Genomic DNA, 15,348 nt, shown 5'->3' on the forward strand with positions numbered 1-15,348 from the left:
TTTCCGCTATAATTTCAAAGATTTCGTCTCCGCATTTCTCACAGCGGAAAACCTATTTTTAAATCTTAAGGATATTTTTATGATGCGTTCTCATTACTGCGGTGCTTTAAACCGCTCGCACGTTAGTCAAACCGTAACATTAAGCGGTTGGGTTCACCGTGTGCGTAACCTCGGTCGTTTTATTTTTATGCAAATCCGTGACCGTGAAGGTATCGTGCAAGTTTTCTTTGACGAGAAAGACGAAGCGATTTTCAAAATCGCTTCAAGCCTACGTTCGGAAGCCTGTGTGCAAATTCAAGGTGAAGTGATTGCCCGTGACGAATCGCAAATCAACAAAGAGATGGCGACCGGTGAAATCGAAGTATTAGTGAAAAACGTCGTTGTGTATAACAACTCGGAAGTTTTACCGCTGGATTTCAACCAAAACAATACTGAAGAACAACGTTTAAAATATCGCTATCTTGACTTACGCCGTCCGGAAATGGCGGAAAAACTCAAAACACGTGCGAAAATCACCAGCTTCGTACGCCGCTATATGGACGACAACGGTTTCCTTGATATCGAAACACCAATGCTAACCAAAGCAACACCGGAAGGTGCCCGTGACTATTTAGTACCAAGCCGTGTACACAACGGTAAATTCTATGCTCTACCGCAATCACCGCAGCTGTTCAAACAGTTGCTAATGATGTCAGGTTTTGACCGTTACTATCAAATCGTAAAATGTTTCCGTGATGAAGATTTACGTGCCGATCGTCAGCCGGAATTTACCCAAATCGATGTGGAAACCTCATTCTTAACCGCTGAAGAAGTGCGTGAATTAATGGAAAATATGATTCACGGCTTATGGTTGGATCGCTTAAACGTAGATTTAGGCAAATTCCCAATCATGACGTGGCAGGAAGCGATGCAGCGTTTCGGTTCTGATAAGCCGGATTTACGTAACCCATTAGAATTAGTGGACATGGCGGACATTTTAAAAGACGTTGAGTTTAAAGTATTTAACGAGCCGGCAAATTCGGCAGACGGTCGTGTAACCGTGCTTCGTGTGCCGAACGGTGCAAGCCTTACCCGCAAACAAATTGACGAATATACCCAATTTGTCGGTATTTACGGTGCAAAAGGCTTAGCATGGGCAAAAATCAATGATGTGAATGCCGGTATGGAAGGCATCCAAAGCCCGGTCGCAAAATTCTTAAACGAAGAGGTTTTCAAAGCGTTAATCGAGCGTACTAACGCAACCAGCGGCGACATCCTATTCTTCGGTGCGGATAAATGGCAAGTCGTTACCGACTCAATGGGTGCTTTACGTCTGAAAGTCGGTCGTGATTTAGCATTAACCGATCTTTCAGCTTGGAAACCGCTTTGGGTAATCGACTTCCCAATGTTTGAAAAAGACGATGAAGGCAATCTTTCTGCAATGCACCACCCGTTCACTTCTCCGAAAGGTTTAACGCCGGAAGAATTAGAGGCAAATCCGGTGAATGCGGTTGCGAATGCTTACGATATGGTTATCAACGGCTATGAAGTAGGCGGCGGTTCGGTACGTATTTACGATCCGAAAATGCAACAAACCGTATTCGGTATCCTCGGCATTAACGAACAAGATCAACAAGAAAAATTCGGTTTCTTATTAGACGCATTGAAATTCGGTACGCCTCCGCACGCCGGTCTTGCATTCGGTTTAGACCGTTTAACTATGCTTATTACCGGTACGGAAAACATCCGTGATGTCATCGCATTCCCGAAAACTACCGCAGCGGCGTGTTTAATGACCGAAGCACCAAGTTTTGCAAACCCGCAAGCGTTGGAAGAGCTTGGTATTGCGGTCGTGAAAAAAGAGAAAGCGGAATAATATAAGCGGCCAAAAATCGCTGATTTTTTGCAAATGAAATACAAAAATCCAAACTCCGTTTTAGTTGTGATTTATGCGCAAAATTCGGGACGGGTCTTAATGCTACAACGCCAAGACGATCCCGAATTTTGGCAATCGGTGACCGGCTCGCTTGAGTCGAACGAACGGCCGTTTGAAACGGCAATTCGTGAAGTGAAAGAAGAAACCGGCATCGATATTTTGGCGGAAAAACTTACGCTAACGGATTGCAACGAATCGGTAGAATTTGAGATTTTTCCGCATTTTCGGTATAAATACGCGCCTGATGTGACACATTGCTCGGAACATTGGTTTTTACTTGCTTTAACGCAAGAACAACAGCCGAGATTAAGTGAGCATTTAGCATTTAAATGGGTAAGCGTTGAAGAAGCCGTCCGGCTAACAAAATCACCGAATAATGCGGCGGCGATTGCAAAATATTTAAAGAAATAACCATTCTCTCCCCTTGTGGGAGAGAGACAGTCTGTGAAGCGTATAGCGAGCAGACAGAGAGAGGGAAAACTAGCGGTCTAAGTTCGTACATTTCTTACAAAAACTGATCGCTTCCCCTCTCCCTGATTTCCGCCTCTAAACGAGGCTTCAATCTTTCCCTCTCCCACAAGGGGAGAGGGCAAATTTTCACAAATCAAATATAAAGGAAACAACAGAATGGCAGGTCATAGTAAGTGGGCTAACATTAAACACCGTAAAGCGGCACAAGATGCACAACGCGGTAAAATTTTTACTAAATTAATTCGTGAATTAGTTACTGCGGCAAAAATCGGCGGCGGCGACGTTTCTGCGAACCCTCGTTTACGTTCTGCAGTAGATAAAGCGTTATCAAACAATATGACGCGTGATACGATCAACCGTGCGATCGAGCGTGGCGTAGGCGGCGGCGATGACACCAATATGGAAACGAAAATCTACGAAGGCTACGGTCCGGGCGGTACGGCGGTAATGGTTGAATGTTTAAGCGATAACGCGAACCGTACCATTTCACAAGTTCGTCCAAGTTTCACTAAATGCGGCGGTAACTTAGGTACCGAAGGTTCTGTCGGTTACTTATTCAGCAAAAAAGGCTTAATTTTAATTGCTTCAGGCGATGAAGACGCACTAACCGAAGCAGCGATTGAAGCGGGTGCAGACGATATTCAACCGCAAGAAGACGGTTCGTTTGAAATCTATACCGCTTGGGAAGATTTAGGTAGCGTACGTGACGGTATTGAAGCGGCGGGCTTTAAAATCCAAGAAGCGGAAGTCACTATGATCCCATCAACTACGGTTGAACTTGATGCGGAAACCGCACCGAAATTACTTGATTTAATTAACCGCCTTGAAGATTGTGACGACGTACAAAACGTTTATCACAACGGCGAAATCAGCGACGAAGTTGCAGCCCTTCTCTAATTTCTTGCCCTTAAGCCAACCTTTCGGTTGGCTTATTTTTTAGTAACTTATTGAACTAATGTTGGCTTTTGTTTCTCTAATGAAAGCGTTGAAAAACGTGTGTGTTTGCTTTTTTTAATTGTAAGGAATAAAAAATGAAAGGAATTAAACTTATCTCTTCATTATCTTTCGCCGCACTTTTAGCCGCTTGTTCAACCGCTAATGATGTAGCTTCAACGGTCGGCGAAGGCGTATCAAATGCCGCTTCGGCTACAGCAAACGCGGTAAAAGACGGTGCTTCCGCCGTATCTAACGGCGTTTCAAATACGGTGAATACGGTAAAAAATAAATTAACTGCCTCATCTAAAACGGTTGTTTACCAATGCCAAAACAGCAAAACCGTGGTTGCCACCTATGATTTTGAGGGCGAGAAAGCAACCGGTTTAACTTTAACCGTGAACGATGTAGCGGTAAAAGAGTTAATGCGTGACGAGAAAAATAAAGACTTCGCTTCATTCGCATCGAAAACGCACGTATGGAACTTAGATGAAACTTTCTCACTTTCAACTTTTAACAAAACCGAAGCGGGAATGTTATTCAAAAAAGGTAAAAATGCGGATGAAATCCTTGCAAAAAACTGCGAAGTTAATCAAACTGCAACCGCAAAATTAAATAAATAACAGATTGATTCGTTTAGATAAGCGGGCGGATTTGTAAAATTTTTTGCAAATCCGCCCGCTTGTTTTCATTCATTGGACAAGCTATGCCGATTATTTTAGGAATTGACCCCGGTTCACGGGTTACCGGTTATGGCGTAATTCGCCAAACCGGACGCCATTTAGAATATTTAGGAAGCGGTGCTATTCGCACTTCCGTCGATGATTTACCGACTCGCTTAAAACGCATTTATGCGGGCGTAACCGAAATCATTACCCAATTCCACCCCGATATGTTTGCAATTGAACAGGTGTTTATGGCGAAAAACGCCGATTCCGCCTTAAAACTCGGGCAAGCTCGCGGTACAGCGATTGTCGCGGCGGTAAATCACGACTTACCGGTGTTTGAATACGCCGCTCGTTTAGTGAAACAAACCGTCACCGGTATAGGCTCGGCGGATAAAATCCAAGTGCAGGATATGGTCACTCGAATGCTTCAACTTTCTTCCAAACCGCAAGCCGATGCCGCCGATGCACTTGCGATTGCGATTACGCACGCTCACTCGATCCAACATTCCTTAATCGTTGCGAAGCAGAGCGACCAAAAAGTCGGTAGCGACAAAGAACAAATCCTCGCTTTGATGAAAACTCGTTACAGTCGGGGACGATTCCGTTTAAAAGGGTAAAAATAAAGAGTAATCAATCGCTTGATTACTCTTTCCGCTCTAAGGATTTTTTTCGGTAGCCGGCTGAATCGCTTCCGTTTTTTCTACTTCTGCTTTTTCCACTTCCGTTTTCTCCGCTTCTGTCTTTGCTAGCTCTGTTTGTTCCGCTTCCGCTTGCAACTTATTCACTGTTTCTAATGTAATTGGTTTTATCTGCACTTTTCGTGGCGGTTGGTAATTGATTAAACGATCTTTGCTGCCAATCCATTGTTGGATTCTTTCATTTACTTCTTTAGCCGAGACTTTTTTCAGCATCGGTTCCAATAATTCCGCCAATTTCTTCTGCGTTAAATACGGCTTATCCGCTAATACGCTTTCCGACATGATTTGTAACCACTGTTGGAAATCTCGATCGTTTTCATCTTTTTTAGCATTTTCTATCTGAATTTGAACCGCTTCTTTTTGTTTGGTCAGTTCCTCTTCGGTAATAGGCGAACCTTTGAGATGCTCTATTTCGCTAAAAATTTGTTTTAAGCCTAACTCATGTTGCGTTGATGCAACCGTCGCAAACCAACCTAATGCGGCGGTATTTCTACCGATATCGGATTTACGTACCGTTATAGCGGACACGCCTTTAGGCAAAGCGGCGGATTGATCCTGTAACCGTTGCGACAATAACGCTAGTGCCAAACGATCAATTAAACGCTCGTAGCGCGCTTCATTAGTACGCACTCGATGTTTCATTTCGTCAAAACGGAAAATATATGCGACTTGGCTGACACTACTACGCGCATCTTGGAGTTTATTAATCGCTAATCCTTCGGATAATTTCGGCTCTAAATAATCTCTTTTCGGCATTTCTTTAGCTGTAAAACTCGAGAAGCGTTGCTGAATTTGTTGTTGCGCCGCTTCCGGCTCGATATCGCCAACCACCAGCAATTGCATATTATTCGGTGTGTACCACGTTTGATAAAACTGCTGTAATTCCGTCGCCGGTAAATTTTGGAGATTTTCCGCCGTGCCGATAATCGCTCTGTCGGCATAACGGGAGTCCGCACGTACCGCCGCAATACGTTTCTGATTCATTAAGCTACCGACACTCTGCGCTTGTCGCCACTCTTCCAAGATATGCTTACGCTCGTCATCCAAGTCTTCTTGGGTTAGCTTCGCTTGGAATAACATTTGCTCCAACAAATAGAGACTTTTATCCAGATTGGAGGTTGAAGGCGGAATCATATGGTAGGTGGTATGATCATAACCGGTCTCGATATGATAATTTTTTTCTTGTTTCCATTTTTGTTCATGCAAATACGGCGTTAAACCGTTGGGGTGAGCGTTAGTGCCGCGTAACACCAAATGCTTAAGTACATTGGTTGCGCCTAACTGCGTATCGGTTTCGTCAATCGCTCCGGCATTGACTTTCATTCGGATTTCAATTCGTCCTTTTTCCGAATGTAACGGGAGTAAGGTATATCGTAAACCGTTTTCAAGTTGCCCTTGAATCGGTTCGCTTTTTTCCGCATAACTTGTCGTTGAAGCGGCAAACAGCACTAAAGAAGTTAAAATAATACGCATGGTTATTTTCCTAAATAGAAAATCCTCTTAGCTCGAAATAAGAGGGAAATAAGTAGCGATATTCTAACAAATAATTGTCGCAAGCGGTCTAATTTGCCTATTTTTTTGCAAATTAAACCGCTTGCTTTTATGAAAAATTAAATGCGATTTTGTCGAGTTATTCGGCTAATTCCGCACGTAATTTTTTCGTTACTTCAACCATCACTTGTAATTGTTCAATAGTTTCTTTCCAACCGCGCGTTTTTAAGCCGCAATCCGGATTCACCCATAAACGTTCTTTCGGAATTACCTTCAATGCTTTACGTAATAAATGCTCGATTTCGCCGTCGGTCGGCACACGAGGGCTGTGAATGTCGTAAACGCCTGGGCCGATATCATTCGGATATTTGAAATCGGCAAACGCTGTGAGTAATTCCATATCAGAGCGTGAAGTTTCAATCGTGATCACATCCGCATCAAGCCCTGCTATCGCCGGTAAGATATCGTTAAATTCCGAATAACACATGTGAGTGTGAATCTGAGTATCATCTTTTACGCCCATATAACTTAAACGGAACGCTTCTCCCGCCCATTGTAAATAGGCATCCCAATCCGCACGTTTAAGCGGTAAGCCTTCTCGAATCGCAGGTTCGTCAATCTGAATTACTTTAATACCGGCTTTTTCCAGATCCAATACTTCGTCAGAAAGTGCCACGCCAATTTGCTTACATACCGTGGAACGCGGAATATCGTTACGCACAAACGACCATTGTAAAATCGTCACCGGACCGGTTAGCATGCCTTTCATCACTTTATCGGTCAGGCTTTGAGCATATTGCGACCAACGTACCGTCATCGGTTCAGGGCGTGTGACATCACCATAAATCACCGGCGGTTTGACACAGCGAGAACCGTAGCTTTGTACCCAACCGAATTTAGTGAAGGCAAAACCGTCCAGTAACTCACCGAAATACTCCACCATATCGTTACGTTCCGCTTCGCCGTGTACCAGTACGTCTAAATCCAGTTCTTCCTGCTTACGTACCACAAATTCAATTTCCTTTTTCATTGCCGCTTCATAATCGGCAAGCGAGAGTTCACCTTTTTTAAATGCGGCACGGGCGTGACGAATTTCCAATGTTTGCGGGAAAGAACCGATATTGGTAGTCGGAAGAAGCGGTAAATTTAGCCATTTATTTTGCAATTTAATTCGCTCGGCAAACGGTGACTGGCGCTTATCCGCATTTGTCGGTAAGTTAGCTAAACGTTGTGCGACTTCCGCTTTATGAATCACTTTACTGTTCGCTCGTGCATCTGCGGCTGTTTGGCTGTCATTGAGTTGCTCTACGACTTCTCCTCGCCCTACATTTAGCGCCTGTTTTAAAACCTTCAGCTCTGCTACTTTTTGTAAAGTAAAAGCTAACCAGCGATATAATTCAGGGTTAGTTTGCTGTAATTGCGTTTCTACCGCTAGGTCATAAGGTGTATGCAATAGCGAACAACTCGGTGCAATCCATAAACGCTGATGAAATTTCGCTTTTAACGGCTCCAACACATCCAATACACAGTTTAAATTCGCTCGCCAAATATTACGCCCGTCAATCACACCGGCAGAAAGCACTTTCGGATAATCTTCAAATGCACTGAGTTGATCCGGCGCACGAACCAGATCAAGGTGTAAACCGGCTACCGGCAACGCTTTTAATAAATCGGCGTGTTCCGCCACCGAGCCAAAATAAGTGGCTAATAAGATCTTCGCATTCACTTTAGCTAACTGAGCGTAAACGTCTTGATAAGCCGCAAGCCATTCTTGAGGTAAATCTAATGCCAATGCCGGTTCGTCAATTTGAATCCATTCCACACCTTCAGCGGCTAGAGCGGTTAAAATCTCAAAATAAACCGGCACAAGTTGCTTGAGTAAATCAAAGCGGTTAAAGGCTTCGCCTTTTTCTTTACCTAGCCATAAAAATGTTAGCGGACCGACAATCACCGGTTTAACTTGATGTCCGGCAGCTTTCGCTTCACGAATTTGATTTACATAATGTGCCGGATTCGCCTTAAATTGCGTGTGTTTCTGAAATTCCGGTACAAGATAGTGATAGTTAGTATCAAACCATTTGGTCATTTCAATCGCAAACTGCTCTTTATTACCGCGTGCTAATTGGAAATATTGATCAAGGGTCAAACTTTGGCTGTCAAAACCGAAACGAGCCGGTATCGCACCGGTAGCCACTTGTAGATCTAAAATGTGATCGTAAAAAGTGAAATCCCCTACCGTAACGAAATCCGCATTGGCATCCGCTTGATGCTGCCAATTTTTCTCCCGTAACACTTTTGCCAAATCTAATAAATCTTGTTCGGCTAATTCTTTACGCCAGTAGCGCTCTTGTGCAAATTTTAATTCACGTTTTGCCCCTACACGTGGGAAACCTAAGATATGTAATGTAGTCATATTGTACTCCTGCAATGTTCTGATTCGGATGACTTAACTATGCAATGAGCTAAGTCGATATCAAAATAATGCAAGAACCATCAATATTATGCAACTTCATAATTTTCAATTTAATTATGAAACATATTAATAAATAAATTCTTATCTATATAAAAAAACAAGCGGTCAAATTTGCATTTTTTTATACAAATTTGACCGCTTAAATCATTTATCACATCTTAAAATATCGATTACCACCAACCGAGTAACTTCATCCAAGCGCCACCAACGGTAAACCAAATCACTAACGAAGCGACCGAAATAATGAAGCTGACGCCCCACCATTGTCCCGTCGTGTTATAACCGGATCCGAATAATGCAGGTCCCGGACCGCCGGCATATTGGGTTAAGCTCATTGATAAAGTCGAAGTATAGCCTAAGCCGATTGCCGCTAACATCGGCGGTGTTCCGACCGCAATTGCCGCCGCAAGGAAAGCAAGATACATAGCGGAAATATGCGCCATTGCCGAAGCGAAGAAATAGCGCGTATAGAAGTAAACCAGTACCAAAATACCAAATGCCATCGGCCAATCCAACCCCCCGACTGATTGTGAGATATGAGAGGAAATCCAAGTAATCGCGCCGTATTTGTTTAACGCATTCGCCATCATTACTAACACCGCAAACCAGAACATCGTATCCCAAGCCGATTTCTCGGAGATGATATTTTGCCAGTTCATAATATTAGAAAGAAGTAAAATTACTAAACCGATAAAAGCGGATACGGTCGCCGGAATGCCGAATGCAAGATCACCGACCGTCCAAAGGAAGAGTAATAACACGAAGTCTAACGCTAAGATCCATTCCGCTTTACTCATTTTGCCCATATTTTGTAACTCTTGACGCGCCATTTCTGCCATTTTAGGCGTGTCTTTTAATTCGGGCGGATAAATCAAATAGAGTAAATACGGCAGCACGATTAAACAAACGATACCCGGCACCAATGCGCCGATAAACCAAGTAATCCATGAAATCTCTACCCCTTGACCGCGTGCAAGTTCGGCAATCAGCGGGTTACCCGCCATAGCGGTTAAAAACATCGTACAAACAATCGTATCGATTTGCGATACCGCTAAAGCCAAAAACGCGCCGGCACGTTTTGCCGTCGGACCCGGTTTAGAATCGTATGCTTCGGCAATCGATTTCATAATCGGATACATAATACCGCCGCCGCGAGCCGAAGCAGACGGAATTCCCGGACCGATAACCAAATCGGCAAGCGCAATACCGTAAGCCACGCCCATCATTCTCTTACCGAAGCGAGAAACGAAATAAAGTGCGATACGCTTACCCAGCCCCGTTTTAATTACCGCTTGCGATAAAAACATTGCAATCCCGATTAACCAAATCGTTGCATTGGAAAAACCGGATAACATCGCCACTTCGTCTTTACCCGCTTTAATCGGAGTTAATTCGGTAACACCGCTAATCACTAATGCGACTAAAGTAGCCGCACCCATAGGCATTGCTTTTGCAATAATCGCCACAATCGTTGCAACGAATAAAGCCAACATTCCCCATGCTCTTTCACTCAACCCTTCCGGGGTCGGAATTAAGACGATACCAACGCCAACTACAACGGAAATCAGTAATCCTTGCCAATTAAAGCCTAATTTAACCTCGACCGGAGGTGCTTTTTGATCTGCCGACATAATTTTTCTCCTAACTAAAACGGATTATAGTCTAACGATAATTTCCATTAGATATTGCAAAAAAACACATCATATTTTGATATTAATTAAACATTATTTTTTTATAACGTAAAAAAAAGTATCAAAAACGCCGAACCCATGATTATTTTCATTTTTAGTCTTGGCATACCAAGCATTTATCTATAATATCTTTCATCATCTTTCTTTTTATAATGAATTATTTACATGAAACCGATTTTTCTTGAACTACGCCACTTAAAAACACTGGTCGCTTTAAAAGAAAGCGGCAGCGTTTCTCTTGCCGCAAAACGCGTACATCTCACACAATCCGCGCTCTCTCATCAACTTAAATTATTGGAAGATCAATATGAACTGACCTTATTTGAGCGTAAAACCCAGCCGCTACGCTTTACGCCCGCTGGAGATCGGCTGGTGAAGCTGGCGCATGATATTTTGCCTAAGATTGTAGAAGCCGAACTCGATCTTGCCCGTGTTAAACAAGGGGAAGCGGGAGAATTACGTATTGCGGTCGAATGTCATACTTGCTTTGACTGGCTGATGCCGGCAATGGATACTTTCCGTCAAAGTTGGCCTTTAGTAGAGCTGGATATTGTATCCGGCTTCCATACCGATACTGTCGGGTTACTCTTAACGCATCGAGCGGATTGGGCGGTTGTTGCCGAAGCGGAAGAAACGGAGGGTATTGTGTATCGTCCGCTTTTCTCTTATGAAATGGTCGGGATTTGTGCCAAAGATCATCCTTTAGCCGATAAAGATATTTGGCAAGCGGAAGATTTTATTGACGAAACCTGGATTACTTATCCAGTACCGGACGATATGTTGGATTTACTGCGTAAAGTGCTGCGTCCTGCGGGGATTATGCCTACACGCAGAACCAGCGAATTAACCATTGCGATTATTCAGTTAGTTGCGAGTAAAAGAGGGATTGCGACCTTACCGTATTGGGCGGTGAAACCTTATTTGGATCGAGGCTATGTGGTTGCCAAGAAAATTACTCAACAAGGGTTATACAGTAATCTTTACGGGGCATTCAGAGAATCGGATCAACATTACGCTTATCTTAATGATTTCCATAATACGGTTAAATCGCAAAGTTTCGCTACGCTTCTGGGATTGATGGTGTTAGAAGAATAGTGATGATAAATATCTAAAAAAACAGGCGGTCTGATTTCTATCATTATTTACAATATTTATCGTGAAAAAATAATAAAATCGGACCGCTTATCCAATTAATTATTGGCTCGCTCCAAATACGCCGCCCCAAGCTTTATCATCACCGATTTTGGAATTATCTTTAAACATACCGCCAAGTTCTTTCGCATTATCGCCATAGAACTTACCTTCTACTTTTGCTTGAGTTGAGAAGCCTGCCGAATTTGCTGTACCTGCAAAGCTATTTCCGGAAATATCTGCAGCTATATTCACTGCATCAAGCGTATCAACATTTAATGTACCGTTTAACTTTTTCGTACCGAAATCAGCATCAAACTTTGATGTCCCATCCAACCAATCTTTGTCTTTAAATTGAGCGGAATTACCCGTAACAAGTGCATAGCCGTTATAAGTTGCCGTACCGCTTGTCGGCATAGATTTAGTCGGAGAGCCGTTATAGAACATATACCCTTTCTCACCATCTTTAACAATACCGAAACGTACCGCACTGTATTTATCACAACAAGCGTGTAAACCATTTATATTTAACCAAGTACCGGCATAAATTCCTGAATTCTTATAACTTACGCGAATCGCTTTTCCATCTACATTTAGAGTAGATGTGCTTGGGTCATTAATTTCCACTCGTTTTTCTACTACATTATCATCTTGATTAGCAAGAATAAGAGCGGCTCCCGTATCGGAAGTCGAAGGAATATTATTTGATTGAGACGGATTATTCGTCTTAGGAGTATTATCTGCTATCGGCGGATTCTTAGCAGTATTTGATGAATTACCGCCACCGCTTCCACAAGCACTTAAAACCAACCCGACTAATATACTCAAACCTAGTTTTGCAATTTTCTGCATAAACACCTCCTGATATACTTTTATACAAAAATGAACAATCTAAAAAAATAATGTAAATTACATTTCACTGATAAAAAATAATTTTATTGAGTAAAAAGCGGTAGTATTTGCTATAATTTATGCAAAATCTACCGCCCTACACATTAAATCAATATATTACTTTTGTATTTGTTTAGCCCCAAATACGCCGCCCCAGCTTTTATCGCCGAGTTTGGCACCTTTTTCCTTGGCACTATCGAATGCTCCTGCCAGTTCTTTAGCTTTTTCGCCGTAGAACTTACCTTCAACGAAAGCATCAATATTTTTAAATCGCTCGGATTTAGCGGTACCGGCAAATCCATTACCGGAAATCGTACCATCAACATTAACACTATTATGACCGCTTAGTTTGTCAAACGTTAAAGTACCGGTTAATTTTTTGGTAGAAAAATCAGCTTCGAATTTTGAAGAACCGAATGATTTATCAGGATCTCCCGCTGCTAATAAATAAGCATCACCGGTATAAGTAAATTTACCGGACGTCGGCATTTCCGTCGTTACATTACCATTATAAAATGCATAATCTTTATCGACTTTGCCATCATATACGCCAAAACGAACCGAGTCGTACTTATCGCAGCATACTTTTAAGCCGCCGTCTTTCGATACTTTCCAATTACCTTTAGCTTCCGTTGCATCCGTTAATGTAATAGTAATGTCATCAACCTTGATTGTCGTTAAACTCGGATCGCTTAATTTCGCTTTCGTTAGTTGCGGTTTATTTTTTGAAGCTCCTTCAACGATAAAAACGCCACCGCTTGTTTTATCTTTAGGCTGATCTTGTTTAGGTTGGTCTTGCTTTGGTTGTTCCTGCTTAGGCTGATCCTGTTTCGGTTGATCTTGCTTCGGCTGTTCCTGTTTAGGAGGTTGCTATTTAGGCTGCTCCTGTTTAGGTTTATCGGATTTAGGTTTAATATCAATAGAATGGTTCTTACTGCCACAAGCGGTAATAACCAATCCGGCTAATAAAGTTACTGCAAATTTTGTTATGTTTTTCATATAAAACTCCTCATAGATATTATAGGTGAGAGAATTATACACAAACAACTTTAAATAAATGAACAAAATTTACAATTATTATGTAAAGATAAAAAAGCCAATATTTCTCATATTGGCTTATCTAGGTTTGTTTTACGCTTTCGTTCTGTATTTAGAATGCTGTTTTACCGCCTTACGAATTTGGCGGATATTAGTACGACGACGATTTTTCGTTACATCCACTTTGGTTTCGGTTTCCGCCGGTAGGCCGACAAGCTCACGCAAATAATTTACTTGCTCTAAGCCCATTTCTTCCCAACCGCCGCGCGGTAAACCTTTTTCCAATTTGATATTACCGTAACGAATACGAATTAAGCGGCTAACTTCAACACCTTGCGATTCCCATAAACGGCGCACTTCACGGTTACGTCCTTCGGTTAAAGTTACGTCAAACCACTGATTTAACCCCGTACCGCCAACCGTTTTAATTTGCTTAAAGTTTGCCGGGCCGTCTTCCAACTGCACGCCTTTGCGTAAACGTTGTAACATCGCTTCATCAATATTACCGAACACTCGCACGGAATATTCACGCTCGACTTCACGGCTCGGGTGCATTAAACGATTCGCTAACTCGCCGTCCGTAGTAAACAGTAATAAACCCGAAGTATTAATATCTAAACGACCAACCGCAATCCAACGTGCTCCGGTTAAACGAGGTAAGCGATCAAATACGGTTGCACGACCTTCCGGATCTGAACGAGTACATAATTCACCTTCCGGTTTGTAATACATCAATACGCGACAAATTTCTTTTTGTGCCGGAATTAAGCTGATTAAATTACCGTCAATACGAATTTTAGTCGCACTGCTGACTTGCACACGATCGCCTAAGCTGGCGATTTTACCATCAACGCTCACACGTCCTGCCGCAATAATCTCTTCCAATTCACGACGAGATCCTTGACCGGCACGTGCTAGAATTTTCTGTAATTTTTCACCAGCTACTTTCGTTTTTTTCTCTGCTGTTTCAGCCACAGAAGCGGTCAGTTTTACGGATTTTTTTACTAATGGTTTAGATGTTGGACGAATACGTCTTTCCGATTGTTCATCAAATTTTTTAGATGATGTACGCTTATCTTCGCTACGTTTGTCAAAACGCTTTTCGCTTTGCGAATGTTTAAAAAGCGGTGAACGTTTATCGGTTTGTTTTTTTTGAAATGTTGTCATTAAAATTCCTTAAATTGTCGCTCTCACGAGCGTCTGAAATATGGATTTCTCCGCTGATACACAAGCGGAAAAATACAATTAGTTAAAAGGCGTAATATCGCCCGATCCTTCACGAATAATTCGAGGACTCTCTTCGGTTAAATCAATCACGGTTGTCGGCTCTTGACCTAAATAACCGCCGTGAATAATTAAATCCACACGATGTTCCAAATGTTCTCGAATTTCATCCGGATCCGATTCGGTAATTTCCGTATCAGGTAACATTAGCGAACACGATAAAATTGGCTCGCCTAACGCTGCAATTAATGCCAACGCGATCGCATTATCCGGTACACGAATCCCTATCGTCTTACGTTTGGTCATTAATCTACGCGGTACGTCTTTAGTTGCCGGTAAAATAAAGGTGTAAGGATTTGGGGTGTTATTTTTGATTAAGCGATAAGATTGATTAGTGACTAATGCGTAAGTGGAAAGCTCTGACAAATCACTACATACCAAGGTAAAATTGTGATTTTCAGGTAATTTACGAATCGCAACAATGCGATCCATTGCGTGTTTTTCACCGATTGCACAGCCTAAAGCATAACCTGAATCTGTCGGATAAATAATAACGCCACCATTTTTAATAATTTCTACCGCTTGATTAATCAAACGTGCCTGAGGGTTATCAGGATGAATATAAAAAAATTGGCTCATAGCGTAATATCCTTCGAAAAAAATGTTGGTGCATTATACACCAACATTCTTATATTCTCTAAAGTAATTGTGCGTTATAGAAATC

The 15,348-nt window shown here is 42.3% G+C and carries 12 protein-coding genes and 1 pseudogene; 6 read left to right on the top strand and 7 right to left on the bottom strand.

Translation table 11 applies throughout. From position 1 onward, the window contains the following. The first annotated feature begins 79 nt into the window (after positions 1-79). From aspS to ruvC, 5 genes are all read left to right on the top strand, one after another. Entirely contained in the window at positions 80-1,855 is a 1,776-nt protein-coding gene (gene aspS / locus DY200_RS05770; RefSeq protein ID WP_115587254.1) for an aspartate--tRNA ligase, read from the top strand. Positions 1,856-1,888: 33 nt separating this feature from the next. After that, on the top strand, positions 1,889-2,326 hold the full coding sequence (gene nudB, locus DY200_RS05775; protein WP_115587255.1) for a dihydroneopterin triphosphate diphosphatase: 438 nt from the start codon (positions 1,889-1,891) through the stop codon (positions 2,324-2,326). A 216-nt stretch (positions 2,327-2,542) separates the two neighbouring features. Then, positions 2,543-3,283: a YebC/PmpR family DNA-binding transcriptional regulator gene (locus tag DY200_RS05780; protein WP_005601643.1), complete on the top strand. Its 741-nt coding sequence runs from the start codon at positions 2,543-2,545 to the stop codon at positions 3,281-3,283. A gap of 134 nt (positions 3,284-3,417) precedes the next feature. Then, positions 3,418-3,942, top strand: coding sequence for an ACP-like domain-containing protein (locus tag DY200_RS05785; protein ID WP_005612583.1), 525 nt, complete (start codon positions 3,418-3,420; stop codon positions 3,940-3,942). Positions 3,943-4,025: 83 nt separating this feature from the next. Next, a complete protein-coding gene (gene ruvC, locus DY200_RS05790) occupies positions 4,026-4,604 on the top strand; it encodes a crossover junction endodeoxyribonuclease RuvC (RefSeq protein WP_005615497.1) in 579 nt (192 codons plus the stop codon). Positions 4,605-4,643: 39 nt separating this feature from the next. Here ruvC and DY200_RS05795 read toward each other — a convergent pair whose 3' ends face one another. From DY200_RS05795 to DY200_RS05805, 3 genes are all read right to left on the bottom strand, one after another. Further along, entirely contained in the window at positions 4,644-6,158 is a 1,515-nt protein-coding gene (locus tag DY200_RS05795) for a M16 family metallopeptidase (RefSeq protein ID WP_115587256.1), read from the bottom strand. Between the two features lie 157 nt (positions 6,159-6,315). Next, positions 6,316-8,589 carry a 5-methyltetrahydropteroyltriglutamate--homocysteine S-methyltransferase gene (gene metE / locus DY200_RS05800; protein ID WP_115587258.1) on the bottom strand — a complete coding sequence of 758 codons (2,274 nt, stop codon included), beginning with the start codon at positions 8,587-8,589 and terminating at the stop codon, positions 6,316-6,318. 230 nt (positions 8,590-8,819) lie between these two features. Then, positions 8,820-10,280, bottom strand: a complete 1,461-nt coding sequence (locus DY200_RS05805; RefSeq protein WP_115587260.1) for a DASS family sodium-coupled anion symporter — start codon at positions 10,278-10,280, stop codon at positions 8,820-8,822. Positions 10,281-10,505: 225 nt separating this feature from the next. Here DY200_RS05805 and DY200_RS05810 point away from each other — a divergent pair, with 225 nt between their 5' ends. Then, the gene (locus DY200_RS05810; protein ID WP_115587262.1) at positions 10,506-11,435 is read left to right on the top strand and encodes a LysR family transcriptional regulator; all 930 of its coding nucleotides are present in this window, start codon (positions 10,506-10,508) and stop codon (positions 11,433-11,435) included. A 99-nt stretch (positions 11,436-11,534) separates the two neighbouring features. On the opposite strand, the gene DY200_RS05815 is transcribed toward DY200_RS05810, so the two are convergent. The 4 genes and pseudogenes from DY200_RS05815 to DY200_RS05830 form a co-directional block, all read right to left on the bottom strand. Next, positions 11,535-12,323, bottom strand: coding sequence for a Slam-dependent surface lipoprotein (locus DY200_RS05815; protein WP_115587264.1), 789 nt, complete (start codon positions 12,321-12,323; stop codon positions 11,535-11,537). Positions 12,324-12,479: 156 nt separating this feature from the next. Further along, positions 12,480-13,361 (bottom strand): annotated as a pseudogene (locus DY200_RS10860) (Slam-dependent surface lipoprotein). A 132-nt stretch (positions 13,362-13,493) separates the two neighbouring features. After that, positions 13,494-14,567: a 23S rRNA pseudouridine(2605) synthase RluB gene (rluB, locus tag DY200_RS05825; protein ID WP_115587268.1), complete on the bottom strand. Its 1,074-nt coding sequence runs from the start codon at positions 14,565-14,567 to the stop codon at positions 13,494-13,496. A 78-nt stretch (positions 14,568-14,645) separates the two neighbouring features. Beyond that, positions 14,646-15,263 carry an L-threonylcarbamoyladenylate synthase gene (locus DY200_RS05830; RefSeq protein ID WP_005598073.1) on the bottom strand — a complete coding sequence of 206 codons (618 nt, stop codon included), beginning with the start codon at positions 15,261-15,263 and terminating at the stop codon, positions 14,646-14,648. Between the last annotated feature and the right edge of the window lie 85 nt (positions 15,264-15,348).

Origin of the sequence: Actinobacillus lignieresii, assembly GCF_900444945.1 — a bacterium.
Lineage (GTDB): Bacteria > Pseudomonadota > Gammaproteobacteria > Enterobacterales > Pasteurellaceae > Actinobacillus > Actinobacillus lignieresii.

Coding starts and splice junctions, on each gene's coding strand:
- DY200_RS05805 (WP_115587260.1), bottom strand. CDS start 10,280: ATGTCGGCAGATCAAAAAGCACCTCCGGTCGAGGTTAAATTAGGCTTT.
- DY200_RS05795 (WP_115587256.1), bottom strand. CDS start 6,158: ATGCGTATTATTTTAACTTCTTTAGTGCTGTTTGCCGCTTCAACGACA.
- ruvC (WP_005615497.1), top strand. CDS start 4,026: ATGCCGATTATTTTAGGAATTGACCCCGGTTCACGGGTTACCGGTTAT.
- DY200_RS05785 (WP_005612583.1), top strand. CDS start 3,418: ATGAAAGGAATTAAACTTATCTCTTCATTATCTTTCGCCGCACTTTTA.
- metE (WP_115587258.1), bottom strand. CDS start 8,589: ATGACTACATTACATATCTTAGGTTTCCCACGTGTAGGGGCAAAACGT.
- DY200_RS05815 (WP_115587264.1), bottom strand. CDS start 12,323: ATGCAGAAAATTGCAAAACTAGGTTTGAGTATATTAGTCGGGTTGGTT.
- nudB (WP_115587255.1), top strand. CDS start 1,889: ATGAAATACAAAAATCCAAACTCCGTTTTAGTTGTGATTTATGCGCAA.
- rluB (WP_115587268.1), bottom strand. CDS start 14,567: ATGACAACATTTCAAAAAAAACAAACCGATAAACGTTCACCGCTTTTT.
- DY200_RS05810 (WP_115587262.1), top strand. CDS start 10,506: ATGAAACCGATTTTTCTTGAACTACGCCACTTAAAAACACTGGTCGCT.
- aspS (WP_115587254.1), top strand. CDS start 80: ATGATGCGTTCTCATTACTGCGGTGCTTTAAACCGCTCGCACGTTAGT.
- DY200_RS05830 (WP_005598073.1), bottom strand. CDS start 15,263: ATGAGCCAATTTTTTTATATTCATCCTGATAACCCTCAGGCACGTTTG.
- DY200_RS05780 (WP_005601643.1), top strand. CDS start 2,543: ATGGCAGGTCATAGTAAGTGGGCTAACATTAAACACCGTAAAGCGGCA.